Origin of the sequence: Ensifer sp. CCNWLY38 (genome assembly GCF_037120565.1) — a bacterium.
Lineage (GTDB): Bacteria > Pseudomonadota > Alphaproteobacteria > Rhizobiales > Rhizobiaceae > Ensifer > Ensifer adhaerens_H.
Window position 1 is genome coordinate 169966 of record NZ_JBBBBO010000009.1, and the last position, 23150, is coordinate 193115.

Below are 23150 nucleotides of genomic sequence, written 5' to 3' on the forward strand. Positions count from 1 at the left end.
GAATCGCCCAAACAACGTCATCCTTTCAATGGGGGGAAGTGATGTAAAGGGTGGTGGTATGGTTGTATGTTACAGTATCGTTATAGGAAAAATCAGCGCTTGCGGTTCAGTGACGGTCTGATTTTACAGCAAATCTTGATGTCGGTAGAGGATATCCCGATCGACAAGGCGACGGATGTGGCGGCAATTCGTTCTGCACGGCCTGCACCCCCACTCACTCTTGACGGGCGTCCTTAAAGCAAATCGCTCGCCGTCACGAATGCAAAACCGCGCATCTACCTAAACATAAGTTGATGAATTGTCCCGAAATTCGTGGAGCCCCATAGCAACGCACTACTGTCAAATAGCGGGATTCTTCATGCCGGAACTGCATGTGCCGCACGTATGATACCGTTAGATACCTTGCGCTCACGCCCTCGACGTTCACAGCTTGACGCGAAGCTTTCATCACTAGCGACAACCGTAATCGAGGGCGAGCGATGCGCAAGGGCAAACCGGATCATACGTTTTGGTGGTACTCGCCCTTCTCGGAACGCTGCTCGGTCCGATAAGCCGAAATCCGCTATTGCTAATCTCGGGAGGACTGGCCGCCGCCGACATTCGAAAGCCACTGTGGTGGAGGGGGTTGTTCGCGCTGCTGCTCGCTGCGTTTTTTGAAGGCTACTCGGTTCCGCGTATGCTGCTGCTGGCGCCGGTCTGCCTTCAATTATCGGGATCGGCCGTGCCGGTCTTCATTCTAGTCATCTTGGTTTCCGCTGCCGTCCTGAAAGCGAAGTAGACTGGATGCGCATGGTGATGCGAGTGGTGGGCAGTTGAACGGCGGTGCGTGGCCTGCCGCTGCTGGGATGGGGATTACATTGAAAGGAGTCGCAGCTTCAAGGATCGAGATCGATGTCACCATGTCCTGAGATCGCGATCAGGCAAATACGGACGGATAAACCGGATGGGAAACGGTGTTAAATTCGTAGCCACATGCTTCGAAGAGCACTTTAAGGCGATAGAGGAACTCGCCGCTCGCAGTGAGGGATTCCGCGACCTGTGCGACGACCTCGCGACGGCAAAGTGCGAGAAACTGCGATGGGAGCAATCATCCGCTCCGGAGCGGGATGAACGTATCGCCGAGTACCGGGACCTTATAGACGGCATGTGGATCGAGATCGAGCAGGAACTGGAAAGGGCCGCAATCAACACACCCTGGCGATAAATCCGCTACGCAACGTCGAACAGACGGCTTCAGGTCAATAGGTGCAGGAGAGGAACAATGATGGCAAAGAAGGAAGGTATATTCGCAGGAGCGGCACTCGCCGTGCTCCCGTCATAAGAGGGGTCGGTCGGGCAGTCACGACTCTAACGCGGTAGCAACCTTTGCCAAGGAATGCGGTTGCGACATCGAGTCTGCCGAGACGAGTCTCGGAAACGGCCGCAACCACGCCTTGCCTGAAGAAAAACGCGGCGGAGTTCTCAACGACCTGCATGTCCACTCACAACAGTGTCGTGACGTCAATCGATCAGCATCATGCCGCGAAGGCGTCGGCGTACAAGGTCTGCCAGCACGGTAGCGCCGTGATGGGCGACTGAAACCCTGTTCTGCCTCATCGTGGCAAGACGTGTAGATAAACTCGATGAAACCAACGGAGTGAAACTGATGATTAGATCTCCCGGCATATGCTTGGTCGCAGTCGCAGCAAGCCTAATAGTCACATCTCCGGCAATAGCGCAGGACGCAATTTCAGCGCCCGCACAGAAGACCATCGGCGCAGCTAAGACGCAGATGGTGCCGTCGCTTGCGGTCCTCAATTCTGCGGGAGCAAAACTTGAAAATGGCAAACTCACCATGAGCGGTATCTCCGCAAATTCGATTGTGTTCGCCGATCGGCCGGTGCGATCGGCGGGGCATGTCCTGACCTCCGAGTTCATCAAGCAATGGGGCGATGGGACCGATAGTTTCGCAAAGGACCCTCCAAATGCGACGATATCGGTCCTGAGGAGCAAAGGAGATTCTGTCGCCGATGCGGTGATCGTCCTTAAGACACCGAAGCTTGAAGGCGGAAACCTAACGTTTGAGGTCGCCGTCCTCGAAGGCGATCTCGCTGGTGCCGATGGACCCGCGTCACTGTTCATCGACTGGTTTGCCGCTCGCGGCCCTTATGGCGGCGTCGCCGTTGGTGGGCGTGCGCCGGTCTGGCGTGGCGGCTGGTATGCGCATCCAGGCGCATACTACGGAGCGGGCGTGGTCGCCGGTGCCGCAGTCGGTGCGGCAGTCGCCAACGATCGTCGCTACTATCCGCCTCCGGCATGCGGCTATTACCCTTATCCTCCCTGCTACTAAAATTACGATCTGAGCAACAACTCGTGCTGTTTTCGGCTCGGAGGAAGGCTGCAGACGAGCCTTCCTCGCAGATGCCCAAACCGAGGACACAGAGGGTGGACGATTTATCTTCGCCGAAGCCGGTCTTGGAAATTCTCGTAGGCACCGTGTTTCTGACCATCGTCATGTTTGTGCACGGCTTGGGTATCAGATGCATCAGCCGACAGTTCAGCAAATCCTGGGCTCGCGTGGACAGCACCACGGCGCATTGGCGGCTGAATGTTATGCTGGCCGTGACAATCGCCGCCTTGGCGTTCCTGCACTTTGCAGAAACGCTGATCTGGGCGCTGCCACTTTATGAAAGGGCGATTATTCCCTCCATGCGCGACAGCTATTATTACGTCCTGGAGAGCTATACGACGCTCGGGGAGGGAAATGTGGCCCTTCCAGATCGGTGGCGTCTGCTTGGTCCGATTATTGCGATGTCCGGACTATTCACCTTCGGTTGGACGGGAAGCATCCTCGTGAGCATCATGACGGACTTTGGAAGATACGACATGCTGCGGGCCAGGAAGGCACATGAAAATGAAAACGACGACAATTCCTAGATCGTCCGGATTTCCATAAGCACTCGTGTCGCTTGGCACTTAAAAGAAATGGCTCATATCGCCAGCGCCCATCTGAGATCATCAAGGATAGGCTACCGCGCTCCCCCAGACCGCCGAAGCGCAAAGTGACCGGCAGCGGCGCCGTTCCAGGGCCGATCTTTGATGCGATGCAGCAACGAACCTGTCTTGACTAGTCATACTTTTCGCGGCTCCATGGAAACTGATCTGCTGGACCAACCAGTGGGTCAGTTGGAGGTGATGACGGCGATGGACGGCAGCCCGATACTCACGCAAATGCCAAAGGTCGGGCAGAGTCTCGACCGGCGCACGGCTCGTGACCTCATCGCCGACAAGCTGATGGTGCTAATCGCCACCAACATGCTGCGCCCCGGCGACGTCTTGCCGGGTGAACGGGAACTCGCCAATGTGCTTCATGTCAGCCGCGAGACTGTGCGCGGTGCCATCCAGACGCTCGCCGCGCGCGGTATCGTTGAGGTGTCTCAGGGCAGTCGCACACGGATCTGCAATGTCGATCTCAGCCATCTCACCGTTACCATCGCTTCGCCCAACGCCATCGACAGCTACGATCTCGACGATGTTCATGCGGCCCGGCTGCATATCGAGCTGAAGGTCGTCGGCGATGCTGCCGATCGGATTGATGAAGAGACGCTGGGCAAGCTCAAAAGCCTGCTCGAAGCGCAGAAGCTGTGTGGCGATGACGCCATGCGCTTCCTGATCTGCGATCGCGAATTCCACATGGGAATCTATCGGGCTTGCGGAAACCCGCTGCTGTCCGATTTCGTCACCGATCTCTACACCTACATGATGGACTACCGGCGCAGCGCGATGTCACGGCCGGGCGCTATCGATGCCAGCTATGACGACCACACCGAGATCGTGGAGGCACTGGAGCGGCGCGACCGGGACGCGGTGATCGCTGCATTTCGTCAGCATCTCACCCGGATCTACGACACGACGAAGGAACTGCTTGCGGGGAGCGGGCAGAAAAAACGGGAAAAGAGCAAGAGCGGGACAGCAGGCTGATCCGGCTGAGCCGGGCGGCAGACGGGGAGGTTCGCCGGAAATGCATGTCATGGTGATTGGAGCGGCCGGGATGGTCGGCCGCAAGCTGGTGGAGAAGCTCGCCTCAGAGGAAGGCGCGCTTGGCTACGATATTTCCAGGCTGACGCTGGTGGATGTGATCGAGCCGCCTGTGCCTCAAGGGCTGTCGCCGGTCACGAAGGCACTCGCGCTTGATCTTTCAACCGAGGACGCCGCGGGGAAACTGGTCGCTTTGCGCCCGGACGTGATCTTCCATCTCGCGGCGATCGTTTCCGGTGAGGCCGAGGCTGATTTCGACAAGGGCTACAAGGTCAATCTTGACGGAACGCGGGCGCTCTTCGAGGCGATCCGCCATGAGAGTTTGCGGGGGCCCTACGTTCCGCGGGTCATCTTCGCCTCGTCGATCGCCGTTTTCGGAAGGCCTTTCCCGGAAAAGATCGGCGACGAGTTCTTTACCACGCCACTGACGAGCTACGGTACGCAGAAGGCAATCTGCGAACTGCTTCTCGCCGACTATTCGAGGCGCGGCATTTTCGATGGCGTCGGCATCCGCCTACCGACGATCTGCATCCGCCCCGGCAAACCCAACAAGGCGGCGTCCGGCTTCTTTTCCAATATTCTCCGCGAGCCGCTGGCAGGTCAGGAGGCGGTGTTGCCGGTGGAGGAGAACTTGCGCCACTGGTTTGCAAGCCCGCGTTCAGCGGTCGGTTTCTTCATTCATGCCGCGCGGATGGATACGTCTGCGATCGGCCCGAGACGCAATCTGACCATGCCTGGCCTTTCCGCCCTTGTTGGTGAAGAGATCGAGGCGCTCCGGCGTGTGGCCGGTGAGAAGGCCGTCAAGCTCATCCGCCGTGAGCCCGACCCGGTAATCCAGTCGATTGTTTCAGGCTGGGCGACCGATTTCGACGCGCGGCGTGCTTCCCAACTGGGTTTCAAAGCCGAAACCAACTTCGACGAGATCATCAGGATCCATATCGAAGACGAACGCGGAGGACATATCTGAGATGGTCCGCGCTTTGAAATCCGGCGAAGGCAAGGTCGCATTGGTGACGGGCGGCGGCACGGGCGTCGGACGCGGCATCGCCGAGGGCTTGAGCGCGGAGGGTTATACCATCGTCATCACCGGCCGGCGCGCCGACGTGCTCGATAAAGCCGCTGGCGACATAGCGGCGCAAACGGGAGGAACCGTGCGGGCGATCGTTGCGGATATCGGCGACCCGGCTGCGGTCGCTCGCCTTTTCGAGGCGGTCCGCACCGAGTTCGGCCGGCTCGACTTGCTGGTCAACAATGCCGGCTCCAATGTGCCGGCCGTGCCGCTGGAAGATGTGACCTTCGAGCAATGGAGCGGCATTCTAGCCGCAAACCTGACGGGTGCCTTTCTCTGCACACAGCAGGCGTTCCGGCTGATGAAGGCGCAGGCGCCGCGCGGCGGGAGGATCATCAACAACGGCTCGATTTCGGCCCAGACGCCGCGGCCGAACTCCGCGCCTTACACTGCAACCAAGCATGCGATCACGGGGTTGACCAAGTCGACCGCGCTCGACGGGCGCAAATATGACATCGCCTGCGGCCAGATCGATATCGGCAATGCCGCGACCGACATGACGTCGAAGATGAATTCCGGGGTGTTGCAGGCGAATGGCGAGACCGCCAGTGAGCCGACGATCCCCGTCGCGCATATCGCCGACGCCGTTGTCTACATGGCAAGCCTGCCGCTCGACGCCAACGTGCTAACGATGACGGTCATGGCGACGAAGATGCCGCTGGTGGGGCGAGGGTAAGGGCGGTCGAGAGGAAACTGGACGGGTCTAAGAATGGCATGAGGCGGCCGCCGGACAAACCGCCGATTTCGGATGAAATTCACAGGGAGGAAAGCATATGGCAGGCGTTGACTTCGTCGATGTCAGAAAATCATTCGGAGCCTTTCCCGTCATCAAGGGCGTGAACATCGAAATCGAGGATGGCGAATTCGTGATCCTTGTCGGCCCCTCGGGCTGCGGGAAATCGACGCTTCTGCGAATGTTGGCCGGGCTTGAAAACATTTCAGCGGGTGAGATCCGCATCGGCGACAAGGTGGTCAACGCCCTGCCGCCCAAGGATCGGGATATCGCCATGGTGTTCCAGAACTATGCGCTCTACCCGCATATGACGGTCGCCGACAATATGGCTTTCTCTCTTATGCTGAACGGCTCGCCGAAATCCGAGATCGAGAAGCGCGTCGGCACCGCGGCCGGAATTTTGGGACTTTCCAAGCTGCTCGACCGCTATCCACGCCAGCTCTCCGGCGGCCAACGCCAGCGCGTGGCCATGGGCAGGGCGATCGTGCGCGATCCGCAGGTGTTTCTCTTCGACGAACCGCTGTCCAACCTCGATGCGAAACTGCGGGTAGCAATGCGCGCCGAGATCAAGGAACTGCACCAGCGGCTGAAGACGACCACCGTCTATGTCACGCATGACCAGATCGAGGCGATGACCATGGCCGACAAGATCGTCGTCATGCATGACGGTATTGTCGAACAGATCGGCGCGCCGCTTGACCTCTATGACAGTCCCGCCAATCTTTTCGTCGCGGGTTTTATCGGTTCGCCAGCGATGAACATGATCAAGGGCAGGCTCGACCCGCAAAATCCGACGTGTTTTATCGCAACCGACGGCATGGCGCTGCCGGTCGCGCGGCCGCCATCGGCGGCAAGAGGCCGCGATCTGATCTACGGCTTGCGGCCGGAATATATGTCTCTCGACCCGAACGGGTTTCCCGTGACGGTCGCGGTTATCGAGCCCACCGGCTACGAGACGCAGTTGATCGTGCGCTTCGGCGGCACGGACGTCACCTGCGTTTTCCGTGAGCGCGTGACCGCCCGGCCGGGCGAGGCAATCCACCTATCGATCGATGCCGATCATGTGCACCTGTTCGACGCCGAAACCGGCGTGCGGCTGACCGACTGATACTGCCCCGCTTTGCCGACGCGTCAGGGAAGAGGAGCTCTGACGCATCCGGTCTCGGGTCGGCGTTTCCGGCCATGCCCGAACCTTCGTTGCAGCATTCGCCAAACGGGACGGCGGGTGCCGGAAAGGATGATGTCCCGTTGTCACCAGGAGGAGCATTATGACTTTCAAGAGACGTGATTTTCTCACTGCATCCGCCGCGCTGGCGGGGATCGCCGGGCTTTCGCCTTTCGGCATCCGCCCGTCTTTCGCGCAAGGGGCGGAGCCGGCCTACAAGCCGGAGGAAGGGGCGAGCTTGAGGCTGTTGCGCTGGACGCCCTTCGTCAAGGGTGACGAGGATGCATGGCTTGCCAACACCGCGAAGTTCACCCAAGCGACCGGGGTCGAGGTCCGCATCGACAAGGAAAGCTGGGAAGACATTCGCCCGAAAGCGGCCGTCGCTGCCAACGTCGGCTCCGGGCCGGATATGGTGATGTGCTGGTTCGACGATGCCCATCAATATCCGGACAAGCTCGTCGATCTGACCGAACTCGCCAACTACCTCGGCGGCAAATACGGCGGCTGGTACGATGGCGTAAAGGGTTATGCTTCGCGCGGCGACAAGTTCATCGCCATGCCGTTGGCGGCCATCGGCAATGCGATCTGCTACCGGGATAGTCACATGAAGGCGGCCGGCTTCAGCGAATTTCCGAAGGACACCGACGGGTTCCTCGAACTCTGCAAAGCCATGAAGGCCAAGGGAACGCCAGCCGGCTTCCCGCACGGCAAGGCCGTCGGCGACGGCAACAACTATGCCCATTGGCTGCTCTGGAGCCATGGCGGCAAGATGGTCGATGAAGGCGGCAAGGTCGTCATCAACAGCCCCGAGACGCTCAAAGCGGTCAACTATGCCAAGGCGCTTTACGAGACCTTCATTCCGGGCACCGAGAGCTGGCTCGACATCAATAACAACCGTGCCTTCCTGGCGGGCCAGGTGTCGCTGACGGCGAACGGCGTCTCGCTCTACTATGCGTCGAAGAAGGACCCGGCGATGGCGGAACTTTCAGCCGACATCCGCACCACGAACTTCCCCGTCGGTCCGGTCGGCCAGAGCGTCGAGCTGCATCAGACCAGTTCGCTGCTGCTCTTCAGCCATACGAAATATCCGGAAGCTGCCAAGGCCTATATCAAGTTCATGATGGAGGCCGACCAGATGAATGCCTGGATCACGGGCTCCAGCGCGTATTGCTGCCAGCCTCTCAAGGCTTTCGCCGACAATCCCGTCTGGACGTCCGATCCGATCCACGCGCCTTATGCGCGCGCCTCGGAAACGCTGCGCCCGAACGGTTATGCCGGTCCGCTCGGCTATGCGTCCGCCGGCGTCATGGCCGACTACGTGCTGGTCGACATGTTCGCCACCGCGGTTACGGGGCAGATGACGCCGGAAGAGGCAATTGTAGAGGCTGAGCGCCGGGCAAACCGCTACTACCGGGTCTAAATCCCAACGTGGCCTGCATAGGCCGCTGAGACAAGGTATCGGCGGAAATGCCCCGCCGCTACCCGTTCCCCAATCCGCTATACGGGAGATGTCCGATGTCCACAGCGTCATCCAGGAAGCCGCCATCCGCGATGGCCTCGCTCATGCAGAACAGGAACATGATTGGTTTCCTCTTCATGCTTCCGGCCGCCGTCTTCCTTGTCTGCTTCCTGACCTATCCGCTTGGCCTCGGCGTCTGGCTCGGCTTCACCGACACGCGCATCGGCCGCGACGGTGTGTTCATCGGGCTCGAAAACTACATCTTCCTCGCCGAGGATTCGGTCTTCTGGCTCTCGGTCTTCAACACGCTGCTCTACACGATTGTGGCGTCGATCCTGAAATTCGTCTTCGGGCTCTGGCTGGCGCTGCTGCTGAATGAAAATTTGCCATTCAAGTCCTTCTTCCGGGCAATCGTACTCTTACCCTGGGTCGTTCCCACCGTGCTCTCGGCGCTGGCCTTCTGGTGGATCTACGATGCGCAGTTCTCGATCATTTCATGGTCGCTGATGCAGCTCGGCGTGATCGATAGTCCGATCAACTTCCTGGGCGATCCGGAAAATGCCCGCGCCTCGGTGATCGTCGCCAATGTCTGGCGCGGCATTCCGTTTGTTGCCATTTCATTGCTCGCCGGCCTGCAGACCATCCCGGCTTCGCTGCAGGAGGCGGCGTCGCTGGACGGCGCGACGAGCTGGCAGCGGTTCCGCTATGTGACGCTGCCGATGCTGACGCCGATCATTGCCGTCGTCATGACCTTCTCGGTGCTGTTCACCTTCACCGACTTCCAGCTCATCTATGTGCTCACCAAGGGCGGGCCGGTAAACGCGACGCATCTGATGGCGACGCTGTCCTTCCAGCGCGGCATTCCGGGCGGACAGCTAGGCGAGGGGGCCGCGATCGCGGTGGCGATGATCCCGTTCCTCCTTGCCGCCATCATGTTTAGCTTCTTCGGCCTGCAGCGGCGCAAATGGCAGCAGGGCGGCCAGGATTGATTGGGGGAGAATGACGATGACCACGACCGTGAAATCCGAAGACGCCGTTCTGACAGATGATGTACAGGGAATGAGCTATCTCAACCGCCTGCCACGCAGGATCGTGATGGTGTATCTGCCGATGGCGGTGTTCGTCTTCGTGCTGCTCTTTCCGTTCTATTGGATGGCGATCACTGCAGTGAAGCCGAATTCGCAGCTGACGGATTACAACAATTACAGCCCATTCTGGGTGGTCGGGCCGACGCTTGACCATATCAAATACCTGCTGTTCGAAACCTCCTATCCAGGCTGGCTGTGGAATACGATGCTGGTGGCGACCTGCGCGACGTTTCTGTCGCTTGCGGCTTCGGTCTTTGCGGCCTACGCGATCGAGCGGGTGCGGTTCTCGGGCTCGCGGCCGGTGGGCCTACTGATCTTCCTCGCCTATCTCGTGCCGCCCTCGATCCTGTTCATTCCGCTGGCCTTCATTGTCTTCAAGTTCGGCATCTACGATTCCAGGCTGGCGCTGATCTTCACCTATCCGACCTTCCTCATTCCCTTCTGCACCTGGCTGTTGATGGGCTACTTCCGGTCGATCCCGTTCGAGCTCGAAGAGAGCGCGCTAGTGGATGGCGCGACGCGCTGGCAGATCCTGATCAAGATCATCCTGCCGCTTGCCGTCCCCGGACTTATCTCGGCTGGTATCTTTGCCTTCACGCTTTCCTGGAACGAGTTCATCTATGCGCTCACTTTCATCCAGTCTTCGGAGAACAAGACCGTGCCCGTGGGCGTGCTGACGGAGCTGGTCCGCGGAGACGTGTTCGAATGGGGAGCGCTGATGGCGGGCGCGCTGTTCGGCTCGCTGCCAGTGGTGATCCTCTATTCTTTCTTCGTCGATTATTACGTGTCGTCCATGACCGGAGCGGTGAAGGAATGAGTGCCTGCTTCAGGCGATAGCGCATCAATCGTGGTCGTGGTCGTGATGCGACGGCAGGTCGAGGCCGAAGGTCTCGGTGAGATCTGCCACCTGCGCCGGGCTGAGGTAACGGGGGTTGAGGTTGCGCAGCAGCAGATAGAGCTTCGCCGTCTCCTCCAATTCCTCGGTGGCGAAAACCGCCGCCTCCAGGCTGTCGCCGGCGACGACCGGTCCGTGATTGGCCAGAAGCACCGACGAATATTTGCCCGCCAGCCCTCGAATCGCGTCGGCCACCGCCGGATCGCCGGGACGGTAGTAGGGGACCAGCGCGGTCTCGCCGGCGCGCATGAGATAATAGGGCGTCATCGGCGGCAGGGCGGCGCGCGGATCGATCTCCGGCAGCATGGTCAGCGCAACCGCGTGGGTGGAATGAAGATGGACGATGGCGCGGGCGCTGCCGCGCGTGTCGTAGAGGGCCGTGTGAAGCGGAATTTCCTTGGTCGGCTTGTCGCCGGACACGAGACGCCCGGCGGCATCGAGCCTTGAGATACGGGCCGGGTCGAGGAAGCCGAGCGAGGCGTTGGTCGGCGTGACCAGCCAGCCGCCATCCTCCAGCCGCAGCGATATATTGCCCGACGACCCGGGCGTCAGCCCGCGTTCGAACAGCGAGCGGCCGTAGCGGCAGATTTCCTCACGCAGGCGCGCGTCGGACATGACAGTTCCTCCAGCTCTAGGCAGTTGCCCCCTCGATCAGTTCAAAACCGAGATCGACGACCTGGGGTGGCGCATTGGCGACGACAAGTTGTGCCGCCACATGTCCGGTCGCAACGCGCGGCGTGCGGATGGTCGAGAGCGGCTGCGGCGTTGCCCGGCCGATATCGAGGCCGTTATAGCCGAAAATGGCAAGCTGCGAGGGGATCGCAATCCCCCGCGCCAGACAGTGAAAATAACCGCCCAGCGCCATGTCGTCGTTGGAGAAATAAACCGCGTCGAGATCGGACGTCCGGGCGAGCAGCCGCTCCAGTCCCAGCCTGCCGTTTTCCACCGACGATGCCCCGGCGAGAATTTCGCGATCGGCGAGCGGGGCGTCATGCGCGGCCAGCGTTTCGCAAAAGGCGGAAAACCGCTTACCGGCACGGGTATCGCGGTTGATGTCGTGGCCGACATACCCGATCCGGCGATAGCCTCGCTTGAGCAGGAAGGCAGCACTTTCGCGTCCGGCTGCGCGGTTGGAGAAACCGACCGCCAGATCAAGCGCATCGCCGTCCAGATCGAGCAGTTCGACGATCCGGCAGCCGCTTGCGCGCAGCATCTTCACCGTGCCCTCCGTGTGCTCGTACCCCGCCACCATCACCGCCGCGGGTCGCCAGGCGAGCATCGCGGCGGCAAGCACTTCTTCCTTCCCCGGATCATAGTCGGTGACGGAGAAGACCGCCTGATACCGGTTTTCCTCCAGAACGGCGCTGGCGCCGCGCAGAACATCGGGAAATACGATGTTGGATAGCGAGGGAATGACGAAGGCGACAAGGCGCGAAGCGGTGGAGGCGAGCGTTCCTGCGATCCGGTTCGGCACATAGCCGAGCCGCTCGACCGCAGCCATCACCCGGTCCCGCGTCTTGCCGGAAAACGAGCCGTGGTTGCGCAGCACCCGCGAGACCGTGCTCTCGCCGACGCCGGCCGCTTCCGCGACCTCGGCAAGCGTCACTGTCGCCTGGTGTTTGAATTCCATAGTCACTTTCGAACCCGGCCTTGGGTGGGCGCCTCAGCCGCTAAGCCGTCATCCCTCCGATGTCGCCCACCATGCAGTCCTCATTTTTCACCACTCTCTTCAAGAAGCAAGATTTTTTTGGCAGCGCTACCAATTTCGTGTTGGCAGCGCTGCCAAAGTGGACTAAGAATAATGGCAGCGCTGCCATTATTGGCTCGGCGTGCCGCGGAAGGAGACCGCTGCAACAATTGGAGGAGAAAATCATGACGCTGCAAACGCAGGCGCCAGTTGATGGCGCGTACGCCGCACAGACGGTGGAAGATCGAGCCTATGGCAAGGTATTCTGGAGAATCGTTCCTTTTTTGATGCTGTGCTACGTGGTCGCCTATCTCGACCGCGTCAATGTCGGCTTCGCGAAGCTGCAGATGTCGAGTGAGCTCGGCCTGTCGGAAGCGGCCTATGGCATCGGCGCAGGTATTTTCTTCATCGGCTATTTTCTGTTTGAAGTGCCGAGCAACATTATCATGAACAAGGTCGGCGCGCGGGTGTGGATTGCCCGCATCATGGTCACCTGGGGCATCATTTCCGCCGCCTTCATGTTCACCTCGTCGGAAGCCGTCTTCTATGTCCTGCGTTTCCTGCTGGGCGTTGCCGAAGCGGGATTTTTCCCCGGCATCATTCTCTATCTGACCGCTTGGTATCCGGCCCATCGCCGCGGCAGAATCATCACCACCTTCATGTCCGCAATCCCGATATCCGCCATTTTCGGTAATCCGCTTTCGGGTCTCTTGATGGACAGCTTCCACGGCACGCATGGCCTTTCCGGCTGGCAGTGGATGTTCCTGATCGAAGCCATCCCGGCCATCCTTTTTGGCGTCGCCACGTTCTTCTACCTTGATGATACGATCAGTGACGCGAAATGGCTGAACGAAGACGAAAAGCGTGTGCTGGCGGCCAATATCGAGGCGGAGAACCGGGCCAAGGCCTCGAGCCCGCACAGCATTGCCGGAACGCTGACGGACCGCCGCGTCTGGCTGATGTGCCTCATCTATTTCTGCTTCGTGCTTGGGCAATACGGCCTGAATTTCTGGATGCCGTCCATCGTCAAGGCCTCCGGCGTCAGCGGGAACCTGAATATCGGCCTGATTTCCGCTATCCCCTATATCTGCACGTTCGTTGCCATGCTGGTGCTCGGACGCTCCGCCGACAGGCTGCGTGAACGCAGGTGGCACCTGGTCATTCCCGCCCTCATCGCCGCCGGTGGTTTTGTCGCGGCAACGACGGCAACAAGCACGACGGTCTCAATCGTCTGCCTCTCGCTGGCTGCTGCGGGCGCCATCAGTTGCGCGCCGCTCTTCTGGTCGCTTCCGACCGCTTTTCTCGCCGGCACGGGCGCGGCAGCCGGCATCGCCTGGATCAATTCGGTCGGCAATCTCGCCGGGTTCCTCGGGCCGTTTCTGGTGGGCTATCTGAAGGATCTTACGGGCAGCAACAGCGCGGGCATGTATCTTCTCGCCGCAGCCCTGGTCGTCGGTTCGCTGGCCGTGTTGACGGTTCCGGCGAAATCCGTCAACCGCTAAACACCAACCCCTCCGGGTGGCAGCATCCGGAGGGGCAGCTCTTCCTTTACAAGACTGGAGAACTCGTCATGTCACCGCTTGCTGAAAACTCAGGCCCCGCTGTTGTCGCGGCCGTCATCGGTCTTGGCTCCATGGGGCTCGGAATGGCCCGGTCGATGAAGCGCGCAGGCCTCGACGTCGTTGGGTATGACATCACCCCTGCGGCGGTGGACCGCTTCACCGCCGAGGGTGGACGCGGCGCGGCCACGCCCGCCGGTGCGGCAAAGGATGCCGACATTGTCGTCTCCGTCGTCGTCAACGGTGCGCAGACCGAGGCTGTGCTGTTCGGCGTCGAGGGTGTCGCGAGGACGATGAAGCCCGGAGCAGTCTTCATTTCGTCGGCGACCATGGATCCCGCCGTCGCGCGCGATCTGGCACAACGGGTGGAGGCTCTTGGTCTGCATTATCTCGACGCACCGATTTCGGGCGGCGCGACCAAGGCGGCAAACGGCGAACTGACGATCATGGCATCCGGGTCCAGGCAGGCTTTCGACACGGCCCGCCCGGGTCTCGACGCCATGGCCGGCAAGGTCTACGAGCTCGGCGACGCAGCCGGAACCGGCGCTGCCTTCAAGATGATCAACCAGCTTCTCGCCGGCGTGCACATCGCGGCCGCCTGCGAAGCGATAACGTTTGCCGCCAAGCAGGGCCTCGACCTCCACAAGGTCTATGAAGTGATCACGGCCTCGGCCGGCAATTCCTGGATGTTCGAAAACCGCGTGCCGCATGTGCTGGCCGGAGACTATACGCCGCTGAGCAGCATCGAGATTTTCGTCAAGGACCTCGGCATCGTCCAGGATATGGCCCGCTCGGAGCGCTATCCGGTACCGCTCGCAGCCGCGGCCCTGCAGATGTATTTGGGCGCGTCCGGAGCCGGCATGGGCCGCGACGACGATTCGTCGCTTGCGCGCCTCTACGCCCAGCTCTCGGGTGCCACATTGCCCGGTGCGACCAAAGAGCCTCAGAAGCCGTAAGGAACGCCACCATGCCGGTTTTCGCCGCCAACCTGACGATGATGTTCAACGAATGGCCGTTCCTCGACCGCTTCGACGCCGCGGCCGATGCCGGGTTTGCCGCCGTCGAATATCTCTTTCCCTATGAAGCCGCACCGGAGGCAATCGCCGAACGGCTCGCCCGCAACAATCTGCAGCAGGCCTTGTTCAACCTGCCGCCGGGCGATTGGGCCGCAGGCGAGCGGGGTATCGCGGCGCTTCCCGGACGGTTCGATGCGCTGAAAGCGGGCGTCGAGCGGGCGCTGGACTATGCGGCGGCGACGGGTGTCGGGCGGCTGCACCTGATGGCCGGCCTTGCTGATCCCCACGACGAAGACGCAGCCTCCTGGTACCGGCGCTCCGTCACCTACGCCGCCGGGCGGCTCGCCGAAGAGGGCATCGACCTGTTGCTCGAGCCGATCAACGGGCGAAACATGCCGGGATATTTCCTCGATGATTTCGGCGCGGCCGAGCGCCTGATCGGGGAACTCGGCCTGCCGAACCTGAAGCTGCAATTCGACATCTATCACCGCCAGATCCTGCATGGCGACGTGATCATGGCCTTGCGGCGCCTCCTGCCGGTCATCGGCCACATCCAGATTGCCAGCGTGCCGTCACGCAACGAGCCGGACGGAGAGGAGCTGAACTATCCCTATCTGTTCGGCGAAATCGACCGCCTTGGCTATGACGGTTTCATCGGCTGCGAATACATCCCGCGCGGCCATACACTGGACGGTCTTGGCTGGTTCAGACCTTTTGCACGGAGCTAGACGATGGCTATATTGCTCGGATCGATCGCTGACGACTATACGGGTGCCTCCGACCTCGCCAACACTCTGACGAAAAACGGACTGCGCACGGTGCAGACGGTCGGCATCCCCGATCCGTCGCTGGCGCTGCCGGATGTAGACGCGGTTGTCGTCTCCCTGAAAATCCGCTCGGTCGCGGCCGCTGACGCCGTAGCTGCGGCGACGCAAGCCGAACGATGGCTGCGCGAGCGCGGAGCGGCCCATGTGCTTTACAAGATCTGCTCGACCTTCGATTCCACCGACGCCGGCAATATCGGTCCGGTGACGGAGGCCCTGAGCGCCGCTGCCGACGGCGGTTTGGTGCTGGTTACGCCCGCCTTTCCGGAAACGGGACGCACCGTCTATTTCGGCCACCTCTTCGTTAACGGACAACCGTTGAACGAAAGCCCGCTCAAGGATCATCCCCTCAACCCGATGCACGACGCCAATCTTGTGCGCGTCATGGCCAGACAGTCGCGTGGCGCCATCGGTCTCATCGAGCTGCCGGCAATCGCTGCGGGACCTGATACGGTAAGAGCCCGGCTCGAGGCTCTCCAGGTCACCGGTGTCAAGACGGCGATAGCGGACGCGGTCTTCGAACGTGATCTTGAAACGCTCGGCGAGGTCGCCCTCGAAACGCCGGTGTCGACGGGCGCGTCGGGGCTCGGCCTCGGCCTTGCCCGCGCACTCGTCCGCTCCGGCCGGGTATCGTCCGGGGGGGCAACGACAGCGGATGCCATTCGCCCGGTCGGCGGGCCTGCCGCGGTAGTTGCCGGCAGTTGCTCCAAGGCGACGCTGCGGCAACTCGATGTCGCCGAACGGTCGATGCCCGTCCTGCGGCTCGACCCGGAGCGGCTGCTTGCCGGCCCGGACGAGATTGCCGCTGCGATTTCCTGGGCTGGAGACCGCATTGCCGCCGGTCCGGTCGTCATCGCGGCGAGTGCATCGCCTGAAACCGTTTTGCAGCTGCAGTCGCAATACGGACGGGAGGCCTCCGGCCACGCGATCGAAACCGCGACTTCGATCATAGCCGCCGAGCTGGTAGCAAGAGGCGTGCGGCGCCTGGTCGTCGCAGGCGGAGAAACCTCGGGTGCCGCGGTCGACAGGTTGGCCATTCCAGCCTTCCTGATCGGCCCGGAGATCGCGCCCGGCGTGCCGGTGCTGCGAACGGTCGGCAATGCGCAGGGCGATATGTTACTGGCACTGAAATCGGGGAACTTCGGAGGCGAGGATTTCTTCACGGCCGCGCTGGCGATGATGCACTGAGCAAGAAGCCAACGGACACGGCGCAATGCTGTACCTCTGGGCACGCGACCCGAGAAGCGGATACTTGGCCAGCGTGACCCCAGCGTCTCAATTGGGGCCGACAGCGGAACGGCCGCTTCCTAGATGGTAGTGCTGAAAGCCGACCTTTGTATTCAGCGTCGTGGGTCGCCTTTAGGGACGACGAACGGAGCGACGGCGCTTACTTCACAGTGATGGCAAGACCGCTGAGATCGGCGTTGACTTGCAGGCCTACCTACTTGCCTGAGGGCTCGAGTTGGGCGCCCTTGTCATTGGTCATGACGATCACCTGGGCCCCTTTGCCGAGCGCGCCGCACCGGATAATCCGGGCCAGAGGCGAATCGGACTTCGCCGGAAATCAGTACCCATCGCCTTGATTGCGAAGCTGTCTTCGCCCGGCGGACCTAATTTTGCGTGAAATCCCGGCTGACGCGATCTGGCACGGTCCTTGCTACCTCTGTTTCGGCGCAGCTCGTGGCTGCCTAATGGAGTGGTGGCATGAGCAATAGGCTTCTCACCTACAATCCTGAGACCGAGGGCGCAGAAGGCGGCCTTCTCATAATGGGCGTGCCGACGCGAGCGGCGCAGCCTCAGCCATCGACCGAACTCGAGGAGCTCGAACTCGGCAGCGCCTTTCTCGAGGCCACGAGCACCAGCGAACTCGCCAGCGTCGTGAACCAGATTCTTCGCCATGGCGCATTGCTCGCCGGCAGGCCCATCGACCCGCAGGTCGTACAGCATCTTGGATCGCGCCTCAACCGAGCCGGTCAATCCGTCAGGACTTTGCTGGCGCCGCCTGTGGGTCGATCCGACGCCGACCCTTCCGAGGCGATGGAGCGCATCACCGGCGCCGAGCTGGAAGGTCTGAGCGACGAGGATAAGGAATTCGAAACCGCGCGAGCGTTCGTGCGCTTCGCGATGGAGGCCGGGCGCCTCGCCGCCAGGGCGCCCTCGACCCAGCCGCCGGCTGCGGTTGCCACTGCCGCGGCGAGGGTCGCGGCACGTCGCCACGCACCGGGATTGGACTTCGTCCAGCTTGTGCCGGGTTTCCGGGCGCGCCGCGCCATCAGACGTCAGAGCTTTGCTTGAAAACCCAACCCAGGAGAGCGTCATGCATGACATCGACCGTACCCAACTGGAGTTCCAGGAAGCTTCCCCATTCCAGAACGAGGAGTTCGAATTCCAGGAATTCGAATGGGGCTCCGGCCAGTCGGAGCTCAGCGAGAACGAGGAAATCCAGCTCGCCCACGAGCTTCTGGCCGTCAACAACGAGCAGGAACTCGAGCAATTCCTCGGCGACTTCATCAAGAAAGCCGTCAGCGTCGTCGGCCAGGCTGCGAAGTCGCCCATCGGCCAGGCGATCGGCGGCGCGCTGAAGGGCGTTGCCAGGAAGGCCCTGCCCATGGCCGGCCAGGCATTGGGCGGCTACATCGGCGGGCCGCTGGGTGCCAAGATCGGCACCGGCCTTGCGAATGCGGCCGGCAGGGCGATCGGCCTCGAGCTCGAATACGGCGAGAACGAGGAGTTGGAGTTCACCGGCGCCCGCCAGTTCGTCCGCCTCGCCTCAGACACTGCCAGGCAAGCGACCAACGCGGCTGCCGCCGGAACGGATCCGCGTACTGCTGCCCAGCAGGCCGTGGTGGCCGCCGCCCGCAAGCATGCCCCGGGGCTCCTTGGGCCTGCGGGCGGAACGGCCTTGACGGCTAGGGCCGGCGGCATGCTCGGCCAACGTGCAGCCTCCGGCCGCTGGGTCAGGCAGGGTAACAGGATCGTCGTATACGGAGCCTGAGCTGCCATGGCGATCGACCCATTCACATTTCGCATGCTCGAGGAGGAGGCGCGCGGCCTTCAGACGCGGCTCGACCGCGTCAAGCCGTTCGCCTTGCTCGAGCCGATGGTGCCGGCCGCCAATCTGTTTCCGAATGCGCATTCGGCGATCGAGAGGGCCCTCATCGACGGGCGAAGGGAGCTAAGGCGCCTGATGGCAAGCTTCCTTGCCTGGCTGCAACGCGCAAGGGCGGCTGCGACGCCGGCCGATGCGCAACGACGCCTCTCGATCCTGCGCCTCAGGTTCCACCAGGTGCTCAATGAGTTCGACATGTACAGTGACGTCATCACCCAACGCAGCGAGCACGACAACGGGCCCTGGCTCTCAGGTCTCGATTCGGTCGCGGCCGATGCGCTCACTTTGCAGGGTCAATTCTACGAACTGCCGCCGGTCGTTTGTCACCTGGAGCGCGGGCCTGGCGCCGCTATCCGCCGGGCGCGCACGCGACTGCCCGGCGGCCGCACAAGTCCCGTCGCAGTCATCCGTGTCCCGCGCGAGCGAATGGTCGGCAGCGGCATCGCCTCTTCGCTCATTCACGAGACGGGGCATCAGGCGGCTGCGCTGATCGAGCTCGTTCCCTCATTGCGCGCCATGCTGAAACCGCTCAAGGAGCAGGCCAGCCCCGACAAGGATCTGTGGGCGATCTGGGATCGCTGGATCTCCGAAATCGTCGCGGATTTCTTCTCGGTGGCCCGTGTCGGCATTACCTCGACGATCGGCCTGATCGGCGTCGTCAGCCTGCCGCGCGCCTTTGTGTTTCGCGTCGATGTCAACGATCCGCATCCAACGCCGTGGCTGCGCGTGAAAATCAGTGCTGCGATCGGCCAGGCGCTCTACCCGCATCCGCAATGGGCCCGCATCTCGGCCCTTTGGGAACAGCTCTATCCGCGCGAGGGGCTCGACCTCGAGCGCCGTACTCTGTTCGAACGCCTCGAGAACCATATGCCGCAGTTCGTGGCGCGGCTCGTCGAGCATCGTCCGGAAAAGCTGCGCGGACAGACGCTGCCCGAGGTGCTGCAGGTCCAAACCCGCGCGCCCATGCAACTTTCGATGATGTTCCAATCATGGTCGCGGTCGCCGGCTGGCATGTACCGGGCGCGGCCGACGGTTGTTTTCGCGGTGCTGGGTCAGGCCCGCGCCGACGGCAAGCTCTCTCCGGAAGACGAGAGCGTGCTGATCGGCAAGCTGCTGACCTTCTGGGCGCTAAAGTCGACGCTCGACACCAGTTACGCATGCGCCCTCACGGGCGAGACCCTGCGCGGCGGACCTTTCACCGCCGCTATCCGATCCCCGAACCCCAGTCTGACCATCCAAGGAGGATGAGATGAGCCCGAGCACCGTTTCCGACAAAGTTCGCATCACCGTCCATGTCAGGGGCTTGCTGAGCACCGGCCTTCGCGTGTGCCTGACCGGCGTGGAGGTCGCCATCATCGATGACCGGACAATCGTCACCCAGATCAAGAAGGGCAAGGATGTCATTGGATACATCGTTGAAAATTGGGACACCATCCATCACGAGACGACAAAGGCGGATGGCAAAGCCAGGTTCGAGATCCCGAGGCCCGACGACATGGAAGAGGACTATGCTGTCGTAGCGCGCTTCCATAACGACGACATAAAGGAGCAGAAGCCCTTCCTGCTCAACCAGGACGGTGAGACGAGCATTGCGCTTAAGCTGCACCTCACCGACAATTTCAAGATCTATGTGACCTCGCCCGACCAGACTTCATTCGTGGAGGTTGGCACTCGGTTGCCGACGCTTCCCGTGGGTAAGAGCGCCACGTTCAAATTCCGCTGGCCCACGGGCAAAGCGAACGTGCACGCACACCTTCGCGCTTCGCTGGGCCGCGTTGCGCCGGCTGCCCAAGATATCGAAGACGGTGGCATGCTCGACAGCGAGTTCGTCCTGACGGCCGACCGCCAAGGCGAGGTCCAAATGGTCGGTGGCTTCGGGAACGTGCCTCACCAGGGTTTCGACTTCGTCAATGATGCGACCTCGTCCGGCGTTATTGCACCGCCGGAGCCCTCGGCAGTTGTCGGCCCCGTCACCGTCACCATGCAGCGCGCGAGCTCGTTCTCGACCAACGACATCTCGGTCGGGCCGGAGATACGCCGTGGCACCGACGCGCTTCTGTTCAAGAACTACTTCGATTTCATGGACTGGGTGTTCTGCGGCGATCCGCTCGGAACCGGCAATCCGATCGATAGAGGCCGAACCAGGGACACGCTGTCACGGACCACAAGGCGCCGGGCGCTGCCCTTCACGGACACCGACGCCTACCGCAACATCAAGGTCGCGACCGAAGCGTTCGTGATGGCGAATTGCGGTTTTCTCGGCGATGCGACCAGCTATTCCCAGGACGACGCTGACTTCATCACAAACCGCGTCGTCGTGCCGACGAACATCGGCGATTTGGCCACCTGGCTCGGACGTTATCTCGAATTCGACTTCCAGGCGCAGGCGGGGCTGCTTCCTTATCTTGCCGTTATCCGGCGCAAGATGGCCGACGAGCCGATCAAGCAGACCGACATCGGCGACGTCGACCTCGAGCTTGATCCGAACGATTTTCATGAGCAGGTCAGCCGCTGCTACGGGATACTCAAGTCTCGGCTGACACAGCCCTGCCTGCTCGAACTCATCTGGTCGTACTGGCAGGAAGAAGGGATGCTCGTCCAGGCAATGAACTCGATCACGCGGCGCTTTCAGAACATCCGAGGGCCGATGCAGAACGATCCTCTTGCCAACATGGAGGTCGACCCGTTGCGGCCGCTCAACAATCTGCTCTGGGGTTACATCCAGGACGAGCAGCACCGATTGAGCGTCGTCAGGCGCAACTACGAATATGACCACCACTACGGGCTGAGGCTCTCCGGCAAGGCCGTCAACAACATGCGCCCTGCTGACAGCCGGTCGAAATTCCTGGAGGCCTTCCACACGCTGCTCTCCGTCGTGTCGCGCTTCTACCGGCTCGACGACGACACGACCGTCAAAGCGGACGCGTTCCCGGTGCTCAACGCCCTGAAGGAAGCGCACCTCGTCCTGTCGCAAGGCGCGCACAACCAGTTCGGTGACCTGCCTTCGACGGCGCGCATCGAGATGCTTATGCAGCAATGGATACTCGCCCGACCCGAGTTCCGCGAGTTCCTGCCGACGCGCATCATGGTCGCCTATCCCGAACCCTGGATGGATCGCGTGGACGCCATGAAGAAGCTGCAGGGATGGTCGGACACCAGCAGCCTGCACTTCCGCAACCTCGCGATCTTTGGCGAGCAGGTGCTGCTGTCGGTCCGTTTCGGCAATTGGGCCGACGTCAACGATCCCTACAGCGCGCTTAACTGGGCCCGTTACTGGCGCTCCGAGATCCAGGGCTACCTGCATGCCTACCGGTCGGCGACCGGCATCGACTTGTCGCTCGACGTCCAGAACGCGCGGATCGACGCCACCATGCCCTCGGTGCATCTCGTCAGGCGCCTGGACGAGCAGCGGCGCCTGGTCTGACCGCGAGGGAGTGTGTGCCATGCTGGACTTTACGTCCGCACTCTATCTCGGGTTGGACCATCCGAGCGCATCGCTTGCCCCGTGGCAGGCGTTGACGCTCGGCCGGCCCGCCGCCCTCGATGAACCCCCGGGAGCGCGCCCGCTGGCGCGGGACCTGGCACTGCTCATGTGCGAGGAGGCTGGGCTGCTCTATCCTTCGACGCTGCACCTGTTCCGCGATCTGTTCCAGGCCGCCGTGTCGAAGGACAGCCTTCTCCTTTTCGACGCTTCATCCTATCCGATCGCACGCTGGAGCGCTGAGCGCGTCCAGCTCGACCAGGTGCCGGTGGAAACCTACCGGCACCATGATACGGTCAGCTTGGAGCGGCGGCTGCGAAAGGCGCGTCGCGCCGGCCAGCGTCCGGTCATCATCACGGATGGGCTTTGCCCATCCTGCGGCCAGGTAGCGCCTCTGCCCGCTCTGTCACGCCTGGCGGCCGACATGGGAGGGCGCCTCGTGATCGACGACACGCAGGCGCTCGGCATGCTTGGCCGCAACCCGTCGCCGGCCCAGCCGATTGGCCTCGGCGGTGGTGGCTCGCTCGCCTGGCATGGCCTGTCCTGTGCCAACATTGCGACGGGTGCGTCGCTCGCCAAGGCGTTCGGCGCGCCGCTGGCCGTGCTGTGCGGCACCCAGGACTTCGTCGCGCGCGCCGCGCGTGACGGGGAAACCCGTGTTCACACCAGCCCGCCGTCGGTCGCGGACATTGCCGCGGCAAGGGGCGCGCTCGCGGCAAACTGCAGCGCCGGCGACACATTGCGGGCGCGCCTGGTGCGGCTTGTCGAGCAGCTTCGCGCCGGCGTGAGGCGGATAGGTTTGCAGGTCAGGAGCCTGCTGCCGGTTCCGATGCAAACCATCGCCATGCCTTCCATCGACGCGGCGCGAGCCGCGCTGGAGTCCCTTGCCGGCATGGGCGTGCGCGCGCTGGCGACTCGTTCATGCGGCGAGGGCAAGCCGAACCTTTCGTTCTTGGTCACTGCGCGTCATGCGCCGGCCGACATCGGCCGTCTGCTGGCCGCGCTGGAGCGCATCGCGGACGGCATTTCGGCCGCGTGAGACAGGAGG

General features: G+C 62.0%; 22 protein-coding genes. 20 read left to right on the plus strand and 2 right to left on the minus strand.

The window, feature by feature from the left end; all coding sequences use genetic code 11:
• The first annotated feature begins 508 nt into the window (after positions 1 to 508).
• From V7S54_RS20270 to V7S54_RS20320, 11 genes are all read left to right on the plus strand, one after another.
• Positions 509 to 778: a hypothetical protein gene (locus tag V7S54_RS20270; RefSeq protein WP_336409332.1), complete on the plus strand. Its 270-nt coding sequence runs from the start codon at positions 509 to 511 to the stop codon at positions 776 to 778.
• 165 nt (positions 779 to 943) lie between these two features.
• On the plus strand, positions 944 to 1204 hold the full coding sequence (locus V7S54_RS20275; protein ID WP_336409333.1) for a hypothetical protein: 261 nt from the start codon (positions 944 to 946) through the stop codon (positions 1202 to 1204).
• A gap of 441 nt (positions 1205 to 1645) precedes the next feature.
• On the plus strand, positions 1646 to 2329 hold the full coding sequence (locus tag V7S54_RS20280; RefSeq protein ID WP_065377144.1) for a hypothetical protein: 684 nt from the start codon (positions 1646 to 1648) through the stop codon (positions 2327 to 2329).
• Positions 2330 to 2424: 95 nt separating this feature from the next.
• Positions 2425 to 2916 carry an ion channel gene (locus V7S54_RS20285; protein WP_065377143.1) on the plus strand — a complete coding sequence of 164 codons (492 nt, stop codon included), beginning with the start codon at positions 2425 to 2427 and terminating at the stop codon, positions 2914 to 2916.
• 267 nt (positions 2917 to 3183) lie between these two features.
• Positions 3184 to 3960, plus strand: a complete 777-nt coding sequence (locus V7S54_RS20290; RefSeq protein ID WP_336409356.1) for a FadR/GntR family transcriptional regulator — start codon at positions 3184 to 3186, stop codon at positions 3958 to 3960.
• Between the two features lie 40 nt (positions 3961 to 4000).
• Positions 4001 to 4984 carry a D-erythronate dehydrogenase gene (denD, locus tag V7S54_RS20295; protein WP_336409334.1) on the plus strand — a complete coding sequence of 328 codons (984 nt, stop codon included), beginning with the start codon at positions 4001 to 4003 and terminating at the stop codon, positions 4982 to 4984.
• Between the two features lies 1 nt (position 4985).
• A complete protein-coding gene (locus tag V7S54_RS20300) occupies positions 4986 to 5762 on the plus strand; it encodes an SDR family oxidoreductase (RefSeq protein WP_336409335.1) in 777 nt (258 codons plus the stop codon).
• Positions 5763 to 5859: 97 nt separating this feature from the next.
• Positions 5860 to 6927, plus strand: coding sequence for an ABC transporter ATP-binding protein (locus V7S54_RS20305; protein WP_065377127.1), 1068 nt, complete (start codon positions 5860 to 5862; stop codon positions 6925 to 6927).
• A 160-nt stretch (positions 6928 to 7087) separates the two neighbouring features.
• Positions 7088 to 8404 (plus strand): ABC transporter substrate-binding protein, encoded by a 1317-nt coding sequence (locus V7S54_RS20310; protein ID WP_336409336.1) that lies wholly within the window; start codon positions 7088 to 7090, stop codon positions 8402 to 8404.
• Between the two features lie 95 nt (positions 8405 to 8499).
• On the plus strand, positions 8500 to 9432 hold the full coding sequence (locus V7S54_RS20315) for a carbohydrate ABC transporter permease (protein WP_336409337.1): 933 nt from the start codon (positions 8500 to 8502) through the stop codon (positions 9430 to 9432).
• Positions 9433 to 9448: 16 nt separating this feature from the next.
• The gene (locus tag V7S54_RS20320) at positions 9449 to 10348 is read left to right on the plus strand and encodes a carbohydrate ABC transporter permease (RefSeq protein ID WP_058328924.1); all 900 of its coding nucleotides are present in this window, start codon (positions 9449 to 9451) and stop codon (positions 10346 to 10348) included.
• A 24-nt stretch (positions 10349 to 10372) separates the two neighbouring features.
• Here the strand turns inward: V7S54_RS20320 and otnC are convergent, their stop codons facing one another.
• Positions 10373 to 11041 (minus strand): 3-oxo-tetronate 4-phosphate decarboxylase, encoded by a 669-nt coding sequence (gene otnC, locus V7S54_RS20325; protein ID WP_065377125.1) that lies wholly within the window; start codon positions 11039 to 11041, stop codon positions 10373 to 10375.
• A 16-nt stretch (positions 11042 to 11057) separates the two neighbouring features.
• Positions 11058 to 12056: a LacI family DNA-binding transcriptional regulator gene (locus V7S54_RS20330; protein WP_336409338.1), complete on the minus strand. Its 999-nt coding sequence runs from the start codon at positions 12054 to 12056 to the stop codon at positions 11058 to 11060.
• A gap of 242 nt (positions 12057 to 12298) precedes the next feature.
• Between V7S54_RS20330 and V7S54_RS20335 the strand changes: the two genes are divergently transcribed.
• The 9 genes from V7S54_RS20335 to V7S54_RS20375 all read left to right on the plus strand — a co-directional run bounded on the left by V7S54_RS20335 (position 12299) and on the right by V7S54_RS20375 (position 23141).
• Complete coding sequence (locus V7S54_RS20335; RefSeq protein ID WP_336409339.1) at positions 12299 to 13615, plus strand: MFS transporter; 1317 nt, start codon at positions 12299 to 12301, stop codon at positions 13613 to 13615.
• 68 nt (positions 13616 to 13683) lie between these two features.
• Complete coding sequence (gene ltnD / locus V7S54_RS20340; RefSeq protein ID WP_065377122.1) at positions 13684 to 14628, plus strand: L-threonate dehydrogenase; 945 nt, start codon at positions 13684 to 13686, stop codon at positions 14626 to 14628.
• Positions 14629 to 14639: 11 nt separating this feature from the next.
• Positions 14640 to 15416: a 2-oxo-tetronate isomerase gene (otnI, locus tag V7S54_RS20345; RefSeq protein WP_336409340.1), complete on the plus strand. Its 777-nt coding sequence runs from the start codon at positions 14640 to 14642 to the stop codon at positions 15414 to 15416.
• 3 nt (positions 15417 to 15419) lie between these two features.
• On the plus strand, positions 15420 to 16700 hold the full coding sequence (gene otnK, locus V7S54_RS20350; RefSeq protein ID WP_336409341.1) for a 3-oxo-tetronate kinase: 1281 nt from the start codon (positions 15420 to 15422) through the stop codon (positions 16698 to 16700).
• A gap of 516 nt (positions 16701 to 17216) precedes the next feature.
• Positions 17217 to 17807, plus strand: coding sequence for a hypothetical protein (locus V7S54_RS20355; protein ID WP_336409342.1), 591 nt, complete (start codon positions 17217 to 17219; stop codon positions 17805 to 17807).
• Positions 17808 to 17829: 22 nt separating this feature from the next.
• Complete coding sequence (locus V7S54_RS20360) at positions 17830 to 18507, plus strand: hypothetical protein (RefSeq protein ID WP_065377118.1); 678 nt, start codon at positions 17830 to 17832, stop codon at positions 18505 to 18507.
• A gap of 6 nt (positions 18508 to 18513) precedes the next feature.
• Positions 18514 to 19869 carry a hypothetical protein gene (locus V7S54_RS20365; RefSeq protein ID WP_336409344.1) on the plus strand — a complete coding sequence of 452 codons (1356 nt, stop codon included), beginning with the start codon at positions 18514 to 18516 and terminating at the stop codon, positions 19867 to 19869.
• Position 19870: 1 nt separating this feature from the next.
• Positions 19871 to 22045, plus strand: coding sequence for a hypothetical protein (locus tag V7S54_RS20370; RefSeq protein ID WP_065377116.1), 2175 nt, complete (start codon positions 19871 to 19873; stop codon positions 22043 to 22045).
• 19 nt (positions 22046 to 22064) lie between these two features.
• Positions 22065 to 23141 carry an aminotransferase class I/II-fold pyridoxal phosphate-dependent enzyme gene (locus tag V7S54_RS20375; RefSeq protein WP_065377115.1) on the plus strand — a complete coding sequence of 359 codons (1077 nt, stop codon included), beginning with the start codon at positions 22065 to 22067 and terminating at the stop codon, positions 23139 to 23141.
• Positions 23142 to 23150: the final 9 nt, after the last annotated feature.